This window comes from Plastoroseomonas arctica, assembly GCF_018128965.1.
Lineage (GTDB): Bacteria > Pseudomonadota > Alphaproteobacteria > Acetobacterales > Acetobacteraceae > Plastoroseomonas > Plastoroseomonas arctica.
In genome coordinates, this window is record NZ_JAAEDH010000005.1 from 143161 (window position 1) to 156025 (window position 12865).

13 protein-coding genes and 1 tRNA gene are annotated in these 12865 nt (G+C 68.3%); 13 read left to right on the plus strand and 1 reads right to left on the minus strand.

Annotated features, from left to right (window positions below):
* Positions 1 to 221 precede the first annotated feature (221 nt).
* Entirely contained in the window at positions 222 to 1400 is a 1179-nt protein-coding gene (locus tag GXW79_RS06610; RefSeq protein WP_211873560.1) for an aminotransferase, read from the plus strand.
* 19 nt (positions 1401 to 1419) lie between these two features.
* Here the strand turns inward: GXW79_RS06610 and GXW79_RS06615 are convergent, their stop codons facing one another.
* A complete protein-coding gene (locus GXW79_RS06615; RefSeq protein WP_211873561.1) occupies positions 1420 to 1986 on the minus strand; it encodes a hypothetical protein in 567 nt (188 codons plus the stop codon).
* Between the two features lie 77 nt (positions 1987 to 2063).
* Between GXW79_RS06615 and GXW79_RS06620 the strand changes: the two genes are divergently transcribed.
* The 12 genes from GXW79_RS06620 to GXW79_RS06675 all read left to right on the plus strand — a co-directional run bounded on the left by GXW79_RS06620 (position 2064) and on the right by GXW79_RS06675 (position 12862).
* Positions 2064 to 2139 (plus strand) — tRNA-His (locus tag GXW79_RS06620).
* 348 nt (positions 2140 to 2487) lie between these two features.
* Positions 2488 to 3204 carry a glycosyltransferase family 8 protein gene (locus GXW79_RS06625; protein WP_211873562.1) on the plus strand — a complete coding sequence of 239 codons (717 nt, stop codon included), beginning with the start codon at positions 2488 to 2490 and terminating at the stop codon, positions 3202 to 3204.
* A gap of 61 nt (positions 3205 to 3265) precedes the next feature.
* Positions 3266 to 4039, plus strand: a complete 774-nt coding sequence (locus GXW79_RS06630) for an SDR family oxidoreductase (RefSeq protein WP_211873563.1) — start codon at positions 3266 to 3268, stop codon at positions 4037 to 4039.
* Positions 4040 to 4108: 69 nt separating this feature from the next.
* Positions 4109 to 5146: an amino acid ABC transporter substrate-binding protein gene (locus GXW79_RS06635; protein WP_211873564.1), complete on the plus strand. Its 1038-nt coding sequence runs from the start codon at positions 4109 to 4111 to the stop codon at positions 5144 to 5146.
* On the plus strand, positions 5146 to 5619 hold the full coding sequence (locus GXW79_RS06640) for a nuclear transport factor 2 family protein (RefSeq protein WP_211873565.1): 474 nt from the start codon (positions 5146 to 5148) through the stop codon (positions 5617 to 5619). Before GXW79_RS06635 ends, GXW79_RS06640 begins: the two co-directional genes overlap by 1 nt.
* Before the next feature lie 158 nt (positions 5620 to 5777).
* Entirely contained in the window at positions 5778 to 7112 is a 1335-nt protein-coding gene (locus GXW79_RS06645; RefSeq protein ID WP_246503778.1) for a CmpA/NrtA family ABC transporter substrate-binding protein, read from the plus strand.
* A gap of 143 nt (positions 7113 to 7255) precedes the next feature.
* Entirely contained in the window at positions 7256 to 8101 is an 846-nt protein-coding gene (ntrB, locus tag GXW79_RS06650; protein WP_211873566.1) for a nitrate ABC transporter permease, read from the plus strand.
* A complete protein-coding gene (locus tag GXW79_RS06655) occupies positions 8098 to 8931 on the plus strand; it encodes an ABC transporter ATP-binding protein (protein WP_211873603.1) in 834 nt (277 codons plus the stop codon). Before ntrB ends, GXW79_RS06655 begins: the two co-directional genes overlap by 4 nt.
* Before the next feature lie 40 nt (positions 8932 to 8971).
* Positions 8972 to 9454 carry a cyanase gene (gene cynS / locus GXW79_RS06660; protein ID WP_211873567.1) on the plus strand — a complete coding sequence of 161 codons (483 nt, stop codon included), beginning with the start codon at positions 8972 to 8974 and terminating at the stop codon, positions 9452 to 9454.
* Position 9455: 1 nt separating this feature from the next.
* Positions 9456 to 10265, plus strand: coding sequence for an aspartate dehydrogenase (locus GXW79_RS06665; RefSeq protein WP_367614822.1), 810 nt, complete (start codon positions 9456 to 9458; stop codon positions 10263 to 10265).
* Between the two features lie 58 nt (positions 10266 to 10323).
* The gene (locus GXW79_RS06670) at positions 10324 to 11553 is read left to right on the plus strand and encodes an ABC transporter substrate-binding protein (protein ID WP_211873569.1); all 1230 of its coding nucleotides are present in this window, start codon (positions 10324 to 10326) and stop codon (positions 11551 to 11553) included.
* Positions 11554 to 11614: 61 nt separating this feature from the next.
* The gene (locus GXW79_RS06675; RefSeq protein WP_211873570.1) at positions 11615 to 12862 is read left to right on the plus strand and encodes an amidohydrolase family protein; all 1248 of its coding nucleotides are present in this window, start codon (positions 11615 to 11617) and stop codon (positions 12860 to 12862) included.
* Positions 12863 to 12865 lie beyond the last annotated feature (3 nt).

Here is a 12865-nt window from a genome sequence, read left to right on the forward strand (position 1 = left end):
CGGCTGTATGGCACGCGGAGCGGCGCGGCTTCAATCCGCGCGGCCGGCGAAAATCCCCCGCCATGTCGCCGCCACGCCCATTCTGCGCGCCGGATGCTTAAAACGCGGGCAGTGGCGGAACGACGCCTTGCGGGAAGCGGCGTGCAAATTCATGATCCAACGCCATCTCGAACGCCTAATTCCATCGGGCCCGCGCCCGCCGCAAGGATCGTCTCCGCCTCATGCAGCCCCAGAACGCGCTCCTCTCCGCCACCGGCACCACCATCTTCACGGTGATGAGCGCCCTCGCGACCGAGCACGGCGCGATCAACCTCGGCCAGGGCTTTCCCGACTATGACGGGCCGGAGGACGTGATCGATGCGGCCGCCGCAGCGCTCAGGGATGGGCGCAACCAGTACCCGCCGATGGCCGGCGTGCCGGAGCTGCGCCAGGCCGTCGCCGCGCATAACCGCCGCTTTTACGGCCTCGAGGTGGACCCGATGGCGGAAGTCATCGTGACCTCGGGCGCAACGGAGGCCATCACCGCCTGCCTGATGGCGGTGCTCAACCCCGGCGATGAATGCGTGCTGATCGAGCCGCTCTACGACACCTACCTGCCGGTGGTGAAGCTGCTGGGCGCCATCCCCCGCCTGGTAAGGCTGACGCCGCCCGACTGGGCGCTGCCGCGAGCCGAGCTCGCCGCCGCCTTCGGGCCGCGCACCAAGGCCATCCTGCTCAACTCGCCGATGAACCCCACCGGCAAGGTGTTCGACGCCGAGGAGCTGGAGTTCATCGCGGGCCTGGTACGGCTGCACGACGCCTACGCCATCTGCGACGAGGTCTATGAGCACCTGATCTTCGACGGCACCCGCCACGTCCCGCTGATGACGCTGCCGGGCATGCGCGAGCGCTCGATGCGCGTGGGCTCTGCGGGGAAGACGTTTTCGCTGACGGGGTGGAAGATCGGCTACATCACCTGCGACCGCGGGCTCGCCGCCAACGTCGCCAAGGCGCATCAGAACCTGACCTTCACGACGCCGCCCAACCTGCAGCGCGGCGTGGCCGTCGGCCTGGCCAAGGACGATGCCTATTTCGAGGGCCTGTCGACGCATCTGCAGGCCAAGCGGGACCTGCTGGCGGCGGGGCTCGCCGCACTCGGCTTCGGGGTACTGGAGACCAAGGGCAGCTATTTCATCACCGCCGATTTTCGCCCGCTCGGCTTTACCGGCGACGACGTCGCCTTCTGCCGGGCCCTGACGATGGAGGCGAAGGTCACCGCCATCCCCGTCACCGCCTTCTACGCGAGCGCGGAGGCGCCGAACCACTATGCGCGCTTCGCGTTCTGCAAGAACGAGGCGTTGCTGAGCGAAGCGCTGGCGCGCATCGGGCGCTGGATCGCGGCCAGCCGCGCGGTGGCGTGACGGCCGACGCGCCGCCGCCTCAATGAGTCCAGCGCAGCGCCACCCCGAGCCGCTGCGCGAGCCCCTGCGCGACGGCGCTGCGGATCGCCCCCTTCGGCTGCCGGATGAGATCGATCGAGCGTCGGGCATCCTGGCGATGCTCCAGCGTCAGTACGCCTTCCTGGTAGCGCTGCGCCTCGTCCGCGCCGCGCACGATCTCGACGCGCCCGGTGATGTCCGTCACCTCGCGATCCGCCGGCACCACCTCCCAGCGATCCACCCAGGCGTGCAGCCCGGCATAGGCCGATAGCGGCTCCGTCCACCCGCCCCGCCCGCTCACCTGCACCAGCCCGTCGCCGATCGTCACCGCGCGGCGCGGGATCAACACCAGCATCGCCGCCACCGCGAGCAACGGCACCAGGCCCAGCAGCACCGCAAGCGCCCTCGGCAGCGCCAGCACCATGGCCACGCCCACGAGCAATGCGGCGACGCAGACGGCCGCGACCATCGGCCCTCGCACACCGGCCCGCGGTTCCTGCAGCAGCCGAACCGCGTGCTCGTCCTCGGCCAGCGATACCGCCGTGTTGCGCCTGATGATGGTTGCCACCCGACCCGCCATCGTCCGAATGCCCCGCGCCAGTTGACGCACCCTGCCACGGCGCTCTATCTCCCGCACCCTGTGTGGCGGCCATAGCTCAGTTGGCAGAGCGTCGGCTTGTGGTGCCGAATGTCACGGGTTCGAGCCCCGTTGGTCGCCCCATCCTCCCTTTTCCTTGATCAGACGCACGCGGAACGAATGCTGCGGTGCAGTAGAATGATCGTATGCACACCGGTAGTATACTTCATCTCCGGTCAGCAGTCGCGCGCTGGGGCGATTACTCTGAGAGAGGATCAACCCATGCGTGTATCGTATGTCTATGTCACTGACCGACGCACGTTCTTACTCGCGCAGTACGCGATATTGTCGGCGGTGCTGTCGCAACCGAGCGGCCGTGATTACCATTTATTTTGTCATCATTTCGTAGCGGGTACAGAGGGCGAGATATTCACTCGCGCGGTAAAGGCTGCCGGCGGTGAGCTGCATCTCCATTCCATCGAAGACGTGGCCATGGAGCGCTTCCTCTCGGTAGGGCATGTGACCAACGCGTCGTTCCTGCGCCTCGCCGCGATCGCCGAGGCGGTGAAGACCGCCGACCGCGTCGTCTACCTCGATACCGACACGTTGGTGTTCGAGGATCTGGAGATCGAGCGGCTGGACATGGATGGCCGGCCCGTCGCGGCGGTGCTCGACATGGACCTGAGTTCGACGGGCGTCTTTCGCAAGGAGGTCGACCACGGCTTCCACGACCCCGCCATGCGGTCGCGCTACTTCAACTCCGGCGTGATGGTGTTCGACACCTCGCGCTGGGAGGACGCCTTCCTTGGGCGGTTCGCCGATGCGATGGCCGAGCAGGAGACCCATTGCCGCTACAAGCTCAACTGCCCCCCCAACGACCAATGCGCCTCGAACATCCTGTTCGAGAATGACTGGACGCCGCTGCCCTTCACCTACAATTTCCAGGCCGGCGGCAAGTTCACGCAAGGATGGCAGAGCGCGAAGGTGCGCCACTATTGCGGCCCGTCCAAGTTCCTGCCGGTGACCTTGCGCCGCAATGATCCGCGCGACCTGGCGGTGATCGGGGAGATCAGCCGCAGGCTTGGCCTGCGCGCGCCGAGCCTGGTGCTGTTGCACGCGATCGCCTTCCGTCTCAACGCCTGGCGCAACCGCGCCTATGCGCAGCAGATGCGCCGCTTCATTCGCTTTGCCGAGCCGCGCGAGGCCTGACCGCGCGGCTTGACGCAGGCCGCGGCCGCGTGCGGAGTGCCGCCAACGCGGAGGCACGACCATGAACGACCAGCTCACCGGGCGCACCGCGCTCATCACCGGCGGTTCCAAGGGCCTTGGCCTCGCGATGGCGACGGCATTCGCGAAGGCGGGTGCGGCGGTGGCCATCGTGGCGCGCGGCATCGAGGCGCTGTCGAGCGCGGAGGCGAGCATCAAGGCCGCGGCACCAACGGCGCGCGTGATCACGATCGCCGCCGATGTGGGCACCGTCGAGGGCTGTGCGCATGCGGCCGAGGCGGCGGGCGCGGTCGACATCCTGATCAACAATGCCGGCACCTCGCAGCGCGGCCCGTTCCTCGAACAGACTGACGCCTTCTGGCAATCCGACCTGGACCTGAAGCTGTTCGCCGCCATCCGGCTGTGCCGCGCGGTGCTGCCGGGCATGCGCGAGCGCCGCTGGGGCCGCATCATCAACGTGCTCAACATCGGCGCGAAGGCGCCGCTCGCGACCTCGGCGCCCACTTCGGTGAGCCGCGCGGCGGGGATGGCGCTGACAAAAGCCCTCGCGAATGAATTCGCACCCGACAACGTGCTGGTGAACGCGCTGCTCGTGGGCATCATCGAATCCGACCAATGGGTGCGGCGCCACGCCAACGAGAAGCGCAACATCACCTGGGAGGAGTGGAAGGCGGAGCAGGGCAAGGCGGTGCCGATGGGCCGGCTCGGCCGCGCCGAGGAATTCGCCGCGACGGCTCTGTTCCTGTGCTCCGAAGGTGGCGGCTACATCACCGGCACGGCGCTGAACGTCGATGGCGGAAAAAGCCCGGTGGTCTGAGTCACCGCGCCGGGGCCGCGGCGCGCGCATTGCATGGCGCCACGGCGATCCCCTGAAAGGACGCGCCTCATGCACCACTGGTTCCGCATCACTGGCCTGGCCGCCCTGATCGGCCTCGGCATCGCCGCCGAGGCGGGCGCGCAATCGATCCTGCCCGGGCCCACGCTCGCCGGCGTGCGCCAGCGCGACGTGCTGTCCTGCGGCGCCGCGCCCAATGCGCCGGGCTTTGGTGCGCCGGACAGCCGCGGCGTCTATCGCGGCATGGATCCCGACATCTGCCGCGCGGTCGCGGCCGCCGTGCTGGGGGATGCGCGCAAGGTGCGCTTCACCCCGCTGACGAGCCAGGCGCGCTTCGCCGTGCTGCAATCGGGCGAGATCGACCTGCTTCCGCGCACCGTCACCTGGACGCATTCGCGCGACACGGCCGTGGGCGTGAACTTCACCGCCGTGATCTTCTACGACGGCCAGGGATTTCTCACCCGTCGCAACCCGGCGGTGCGCACCGCGCGCGACCTCGCGGGTGCCACGATCTGCACCTTCGCCGGTTCCACCAGCGAGCTGAACCTCGCCGATTGGGCGCGGGCGAACAACATCCGCTACAACCCCGTTGTGTTCGAACAGAATGACGAGGCGCGCATCGCCTATGATGCCGGCCGCTGCGACGCGATCTCGACCGATGCGAGCCAGCTCATCGGCCTCATCACTGCCATGTCCAACCCCGCCGAGCACCACGTGCTGGCCGACCGCATCAGCAAGGAGCCGCTGACGCCGGTGGTGCGCCAGGGCGACGACCAGTGGAACGACATCGTGCGCTGGACCATCTTCGCGCTGATCGAGGCGGAGGAACTGGGCGTCACCAGCGAGAATGCCGAGGCGATGCTGGCAAGCCCCGATCCCGCGATCCGGCGCCTGCTCGGCAATGCCGGGGACCATGGGCCGATGATGGCGCTGGACCGGCGCTGGGCCTACAACGCGATCCGCGCGGTCGGCAACTACGCCGAGATCTATGAGCGCAACCTGGGTGCCGCGAGCGGCATCAACCTCGAGCGCGGGATCAACGCGCTGTGGAACAGGGGGGGCCTGATGTACTCGCCGCCGATCCGCTGATGTCGGAGAGCCGCCCGCCCTTTCCGCCCTTCGATGCCACGACCGCCGCGCTCAAGGCGCGCCGCGCCGAGGATGCGTGGAACCGCCGCGACCCGGTCGCCGTCTCGCTCGCCTACACCGCCGACAGCCAGTGGCGGAACCGCGCGGAATTCTTCGCCGGCCGCCCCGCCATCGTGGAGTTCCTCACGCGCAAATGGGCGCGCGAACTGGAGTACCGGCTGATCAAGGAGGTCTGGGCCTTCACCGACAACCGCATCGCCGTGCGCTTCGCCTATGAATGGCGCGATGACTCGCAGAACTGGTTCCGCAGCCACGGCAACGAGCAGTGGGAATTCGACGCGCAGGGCCTGATGCGGCGGCGCGAGGCCAGCATCAACGACCGCCCCATCGCCGCCGCCGACCGGCTATTCCTGTGGGAGCCCTGGGGGCCGCGGCCGGACGATCATCCAAGCCTCAGCGAACTGGGCCTCTAGGCTGCCGCCGCACAATCCCGCGCCATGCTGCACAGGATTGGCGCATCTGGCGGCCTGCGCCGGGAGGCGGCGCCACAGCTTGATGCGGCACATGCATTGCTTGGCCGCGGCAAAGGCGCCGGCGATCTCCGGCGCATAAGCCTGCCGGAGATGCCGCCATGACGCGCCCAACCCCCTTCGCCTGCGGCTGCGCCATGCCGCACCAGTCGGGCTTCGCCTGCGACGCCCCCACCGACGGCACCGGTGCCTTCGGCGCCGCCGCCGACGAGGCGGTCCTCCGCGCCGTCTTCCCCGCCGCACCCACGCGCCGCGCCATGCTCGCCACCTTCGGTTCCGCGACGCTGATGGCCGCGATCGCCTCCGTCTTCCCGCTCGGCCATGCGCGCGAGGCCTTCGCGCAGACGCCGGCCGCGCCGGAGAAGCGCGACCTCAAGATCGGCTTCATCGCCATCACCTGCGCCACGCCCATCATCATGGCCAAGCCGATGGGCTTCTATGAGCGCCAGGGCCTCAACGTCGACGTGATCCGCACCGCCGGCTGGGCGGTCATCCGCGACCGCGCCATCGCCGGCGAATACGACGCCGCTCACATGCTCGCCCCGATGCCGCTCGCGATGTCGCTGGGCGTCGGCGTGGCCAACCCCATCCCCTGGTCCGTCGCCGCGATCGAGAACATCAACGGCCAAGCCATCACGCTGGCCATGAAGCACCGCGACAAACGCAACCCGCGCGACTGGCGCGGCTTCCGCTTCGCCGTGCCGTTCGATTTCTCCATGCACAACTACCTGCTGCGCGACTACCTGGCCGAGGCCGGGCTGGATCCGGACCGCGACGTGCAGATCCGCTCCGTCCCGCCGCCGGAAATGGTCGCGAACCTGCGCGCCGACAACATCGACGGCTTCCTCGGGCCGGACCCGTTCAACCAGCGCGCGGTCTTCGACGGCGTGGGCTTCATCCATGTGCTGACGAAGGAGATGTGGGACGGCCACCCGTGCTGCGCCTTCGCCGTGCCGCGCTCGATGGTGCAGACCCAGCCCAACACCTTCGCCGCCCTGCTGCGCGCGATCGTCGAGGCCACCGCGCACGCCAACAAACCTGAGAACCGGCGCGAGGTGGCGCGCGTCGTCTCCGCCGAGAACTACCTCAACCAGCCCGAGACGGTGGTGCAGCAGGTGCTGACCGGCACCTATGCGGACGGGCTCGGCCAGGTGCAGCGCGTGCCGAACCGCGTGGGCTTCGATCCGTTCCCCTGGCACTCCATGGCGATCTGGATGCTGACGCAGATGCGCCGCTGGGGGCAGCTGACGCGCGACGTGGATTACAAGGGTGTTGCCGAGCAGGTGTACCTCGCGCTCGATGCAGGCCGCGCGATGCGGGAGGCGGGGATCGAGGTGCCGGCTTCGCCGATGCGGAGCTATGTGATCAACGGGCGCACCTTCGATCCGAATGATCCGGGGCCATATCTCGCGGCGCAGCCTATTCGTCGAAACTGAAGACTGGGGGAAAAGAATTTCCCCCAGACCCCCATCTTTTATTTTTGATTTTTTGGTGCTGGCTGCGAGGAAGCACCAATAGATAAAAATAAAAGATGGGGGTTTGGGGGAATTCATTCCCCCATGCTGTCAAGGTAGCTCCCATGCTTATCCCCTTCTGGCGTTCCTCTCTCCTCTCTTTGGCGCTCCTCATCCTCTTCCTCGGCGCCTGGGAGCTCGCGCTGCGCAGCAGCGCCGCGACTGGCGGCTCCGTCGTCGACGCCGAATACGCCGCCCTCGTCGGCGCCGCCGCCGCGCAGGGTGGGCAGACGCCGATGCCCATGCCCTCCGAGATCGCCGCGCGGCTGTGGCAGCTGCTGCGCGACCCCTTCTACGTGCGCGGCACCAACGACCAGGGCATCGGCGTGCAGATCGCCTATTCGCTAGCGCGCGTCGGCATCGGGTTTGGGCTCGCGGCACTGGTCGCGATTCCGCTGGGCTTCGCCATCGGGATGTCGCCGTTGCTGGGTGCGGTGCTGAACCCGTTCATCCAGGTGTTGCGGCCGGTCTCGCCGTTGGCGTGGATGCCGTTGGCGCTCTACACGATCAAGGACAGTTCGATTTCCTCGGTGTTCGTGATCTTCATCTGCTCGATCTGGCCGATGTTGTTGAACACGGCGTTCGGCGTGGGCAGCGTGCGGCGGGAATGGCTGAACGTGGCGCGCACGCTGGAGGCGGGCAGCCTCAAGACCGCCTGGCGGGTGATCCTGCCCGCGGCGGCGCCCACGATCCTGACGGGGATGCGCATTTCCATCGGCATCGCCTGGCTGGTGATCGTCGCCGCGGAGATGCTCGTGGGCGGAACCGGGATTGGGTATTGGGTGTGGAACCAGTGGAACAATCTCAGCCTGGCGGACATCGTCATCGCGATCCTGATGATCGGGCTGGTGGGGCTGCTGCTGGATCGGTTGCTGGGATGGGTGGCGGGAGCGGTCGCGTGGCAGGAATGAACCACGCCTATGTCTCGGTTGAGGGGATTGCGCGGCGCTATCCCGGGGCCACGATTTTCGAGGATCTCTGGTTCGGCGTGAACCGCGGCGAGTTCGTTTGCCTGGTGGGCCATTCGGGGTGCGGGAAGACGACCGTGCTGAACATCCTTGCGGGGCTGGAGAAGCCCTCGGATGGCGAGGTCATCGTCGATGGGCAAGCGATCGAGGGGCCCTCTCTCGACCGCGCGGTGATCTTCCAGGGACATGCGCTGATGCCCTGGATGACGGCCGAGCAGAACGTCGCCTTCGCGCTGTCGTGCCGGCACAAGGACATGCCGCGTGCGCAGCTGCGCGACGCGGCGCGCGAGGCGCTGGAGCGCGTCGGGCTGACGGCGGCCGCCGACAAAAAACCGTCGCAGCTTTCGGGCGGCATGAAGCAGCGCGTGGGCATCGCGCGCGCCTTCGCCATCGCGCCCAAGATGCTGCTGATGGACGAGCCTTTCTCCGCGCTCGACGCGCTGACGCGCGGTGCGCTGCAGGACGAGGTCGCGCGGCTCGTGAGCGAGGCCGACCAGACCGCCTTCATGATCACCCATGACGTGGACGAGGCGATCCTGCTCGCCGACCGCATCCTGCTGATGACGAACGGCCCGGATGCGCGGCTGGCCGAAGTGGTGGTGAACACGCTGCCACGGCCGCGGATGCGGGCGACGCTGCACAAGCTGCCCGGCTACCACGCGCTGCGCGAGCACATCCTCGACTTCCTCATCACGCGCTCGCGCCTGATGGCCCAAGGCCTGCCGGCCGATTGGAATCCGAGACACGCGCCCGAAGTAAGGCCGGGGGCATGAACGCCCGCGGCGCGCCAACCACCCAACCAAGGAGCACACCATGACCCGTGTGGAACTCACCGAAAAAATCCTCGACATCAAGCGCGAGAAGAATTTCACCTGGAAGCACATCTGCGCCGAGATCGGCGGCGTGTCGGACACGTTGATCGTCGGCGCGCTGCTTGGGCAGATGAAGCTGGTCAAGCCGCTCGCGGCCAAGGCAGCGGCGCTGTTCGGGCTCAGCGAGACCGAGGAGCGGATGCTCAACGAGGTGCCCTATCGCGGCACGGCGATGCCGCCGACCGACCCGCTCATCTACCGTTTCTACGAAATGGTGATGGTCAACGGGCCGGCCTGGAAGGCACTGATCGAGGAGGAGTTCGGCGACGGAATCATGTCCGCCATCGACTTCGATTTCGACTTCGAACGCCAGCCCAACCCCAAGGGCGACCGGGTCAAAATCTCCATGAGTGGCAAGTTCCTGCCCTACAAGTATTATGGCGCGGAACAGGGCATCCCTGAATACGGGTTCAAGGAGGAATAGCGTGGCGTTGAAGGTCGGTATCGCAGGTCTCGGCGCCATCGGGCTGCACCTCGCACGCGCGCTCGATCGCGGCGTGGAGGGGCTGGAGCTCGTGGCGGTCGCTGCGCGCGACCACGCCAAGGCCGCCGACAACCTCGCCGGCTTCGCCCGACGCCCGGCGATCACCTCGCTTGCCGGCCTCGCCGAAGTCGCCGACATCGTGGTCGAGGCCGCGCCCGCCTCCGTGTTCGAGGAAGTGGCCACCGCCGCCATCGCGCGCGGGCGCATCTTCGTCCCGTCCTCCTGCGGCGCGCTGCTGCCGCGCATGCGCCTGGTGGAGCAGGCGCGCGCGACCGGCGCGCGCATCATCATCCCCACCGGCGCGCTGCTCGGCCTCGACGCCGTGCGCGCGGCTGCGGAGGGCAGCGTGTCGTCCGTCACCATCGAGACGCGCAAGCCGCCGGGTGGGCTGGTCGGCGCGCCCTATCTTGCGCAGCACGGGATCGACGTGCTTGCCGTCACCGGCGAGGCAAAGCTCATTTTCGAGGGCAACGCCTTTGACGCGGCGGCCGGTTTCCCCGCCAATGTCAACGTCGCCGCCGCACTTGCCATGGCCGGCATAGGTCCAGAGCGCACACAGGTAAAAATCTGGGCCGACCCCGCGGTCACGCGCAACACCCACACCATCCGGGTGGAGTCCGCCGAAGTGCGCCTGACCATGACCATCGAGAACGTGCCCTCGGAGGAAAACCCCCGCACCGGCAAGATCACGCCGCTGTCTATCCTCGCCTGCCTGCGGGGCCTGGTGAGCACGCTCAAGGTCGGCAGCTGAGGCTTTTGCCTCCCGGACGCGACGCGTCTATAGACGGGCCATAACCGAGGAAAAACCAATGACCCTTTCCCGCCGCGGCGCCCTCGCCGCCGGCGCCGGCACCCTTGCCGGCCTGCCCTTCGCCCGCGCCCGCGCCCAGGCCGCCGGCACCATCAAGATCGGCGTGCTGAACGACCAGTCCGGCACCTATCGCGACCTCTCCGGCCCCGGCTCCACCATCTGCGCACGCCAGGCGATCAGCGAGCTCGGCGCGCTGGGCTTCAATGTCGAGGTCGTGCAGGCGGACCACCAGAACCGCCCCGATGTCGGGTCCACCATCGCGCGCACCTGGTTCGACCGTGATGGCGTGGATGCCATCATCGACGTGCCGACGAGCTCGGTCGCCCTCGCCGTCGCCGGCGTGGCGCGCGAGAAGAACAAGATCTTCCTGAACTCCGGCGCCGCCACCTCGGACCTCACCGGCGCGCAGTGCAGCCCGAACACGATCCACTGGACCTACGACACCTGGATGCTCGCCAAGGGCACCGGTGGCGCGATGGTGCGCGCCGGCGGCGACAGCTGGTTCTTCATCACCGCCGACTACGCCTTCGGTCATGCGCTCGAGCGCGACACCTCGGCCTTCATCCGCGCCGCCGGCGGCCGCGTGCTCGGCCAGGTCCGCACGCCCTTCCCGGGCACGACGGATTTCTCCTCTTACCTGGTGCAGGCGCAGGCGTCCCGCGCCAAGGTGATCGGCCTCGCCAACGCGGGTGCGGACACCATCAACTCCATCAAGCAGGCGGCCGAGTTCGGCATCACCCGGCGCGGCGTGAAGCTCGCGGGCCTGCTCGTCTTCATCACCGACGTGCATTCGCTGGGCCTGCCCACCGCGCAGGGCCTGGTGCTGACCGAGACCTTCTACTGGGACCTCAACGACCGCACCCGCGCGCTCACCACCCGCGTGCGCGGCAACATGCCGGGCAACCAGCCGCCCTCGATGGTGCAGGCCGGCTGCTACTCGGCGGCGCTGCACTACCTCAAGACCGTGAAGGACATGGGCGTGGCCGCAGCCAAAGCCGATGGCGCGGCGACGGTCGCGCGCATGAAGGCGATACCGGCCGATGACGATGCCTTCGGCGCGGGCTCCATCCGCCCCGATGGTCGCAAGATCCACCCGGCCTACCTGTTCGAGGTGAAGACGCCGGCCGAGAGCACCGCGCCGTGGGACTACTACAAGCTGCTGCAGACGGTCGGCACCGACGACGCCTTCCGCCCCGTCGCCGAAGGCGGCTGCGCCCTGGTCCGCTGAGGCCGCTTTTCCGCGGCACGAAACCCGCTAGGCTCTCCCGGTCCATTCCGGGAGAGCACGCGTGCAGCCTGACCTGATCCTTCGCGACATCCGCCTGCCCGATGCCGCGCCGGACGCTCCCACCCTGGACCTCGCGGTGTTCGATGGCCTTATCGCGGAGATCGCGCCGCGCATCGCCGCGACCGCGCGCGAGGAAGTGCGCGCCGGTGGCCGCGTGGTGGCAGGCGGCTTCGTCGAGACGCATATCCATCTCGACAAATCCTGCATCCTCGGCCGCTGCGAATGCGAGACCACGCGCAACCCGCACCGCGCGATGGAGCGCGTCTCGGCGGTGAAGGAAAGCTTCACCGTCGAGGACGTGACCGCGCGCGCCGCCGCGACCATCGAGAAGTGCATCAGCCACGGCACCATGCGCATGCGCACCCATTGCGAGGTCGACCCCCTTGTGGGTCTGCGCGGCTTCGAGGGCGTGCTGGCGCTGCGCGACCGCTACGCCTGGGCCATCGACCTCGAGATCTGCGTGATGCCGCAGGAGGGCCTGCTCAACAACCCCGGCACGGACGAGCTGATGCTGGAGGCGCTACGCAACGGCGCGCGCGTCGTCGGCGCCGCGCCGAACTACGACAGCGATCGCGCGGGACAGATCCACCGCGTCTTCGAGATGGCGATCGAGCACGACGCCGACATCGACATGCACCTCGATTCCGGCGCCTCGGCATCGGAGCTCGACACGCTGCTGGTCTGCGACCTGGCGGAGAAGCATGGCTGGCAGGGGCGCGTTGCCATCGGCCATGTGACGAAGCTCTCCACCATGCCGATCGCGGCGATGGAGGAGGTGGCGCGGCGCATGGCGGCCTGCGGCGTCGCGCTGACGCCGCTGGTGGCGACCGACCTCTACCTTGGTGGACGCCACGCGGAGTTCGACGTGCCGCGCGCGGTGGTGGATGCCAACCGCTTCGCCGATCTCGGCGTGCTGTGTTCCATCGCGTCGAACAACATCCTCAACCCCTTCACGCCGTTTGGGGATGGGCAGCTGCTGCGCCAGGCGAACATGCACGCCGTCGTCTGCCAGCGCGGCAATGACGACGACGTCGCTGCGATCTTCCGCATGATCACGGCCGATGCGGCGCGCGTCCTGCGCCAGGACGATTACGGCGTGGCGGTCGGCATGCCGGCCGACCTGATCGTGCTGGACGCGCCCGATGCGGTGATGGCGCTGCGCACCACCGCGCCCGTCCTGCACGCCTTCAAGCGCGGCGTGCGCACGGTGACGCGCGCGCCGGTGCAGCTGCACCGGCCGGAGGGCTAGGCG

Bases quoted from the DNA above. Each gene is read 5' to 3' on its own strand.
- GXW79_RS06610 (WP_211873560.1), top strand. From the start codon at position 222: ATGCAGCCCCAGAACGCGCTCCTCTCCGCCACCGGCACCACCATCTTC.
- GXW79_RS06625 (WP_211873562.1), top strand. From the start codon at position 2,488: ATGGAGCGCTTCCTCTCGGTAGGGCATGTGACCAACGCGTCGTTCCTG.
- GXW79_RS06630 (WP_211873563.1), top strand. From the start codon at position 3,266: ATGAACGACCAGCTCACCGGGCGCACCGCGCTCATCACCGGCGGTTCC.
- GXW79_RS06635 (WP_211873564.1), top strand. From the start codon at position 4,109: ATGCACCACTGGTTCCGCATCACTGGCCTGGCCGCCCTGATCGGCCTC.
- GXW79_RS06640 (WP_211873565.1), top strand. From the start codon at position 5,146: ATGTCGGAGAGCCGCCCGCCCTTTCCGCCCTTCGATGCCACGACCGCC.
- GXW79_RS06645 (WP_246503778.1), top strand. From the start codon at position 5,778: ATGACGCGCCCAACCCCCTTCGCCTGCGGCTGCGCCATGCCGCACCAG.
- ntrB (WP_211873566.1), top strand. From the start codon at position 7,256: ATGCTTATCCCCTTCTGGCGTTCCTCTCTCCTCTCTTTGGCGCTCCTC.
- GXW79_RS06655 (WP_211873603.1), top strand. From the start codon at position 8,098: ATGAACCACGCCTATGTCTCGGTTGAGGGGATTGCGCGGCGCTATCCC.
- cynS (WP_211873567.1), top strand. From the start codon at position 8,972: ATGACCCGTGTGGAACTCACCGAAAAAATCCTCGACATCAAGCGCGAG.
- GXW79_RS06670 (WP_211873569.1), top strand. From the start codon at position 10,324: ATGACCCTTTCCCGCCGCGGCGCCCTCGCCGCCGGCGCCGGCACCCTT.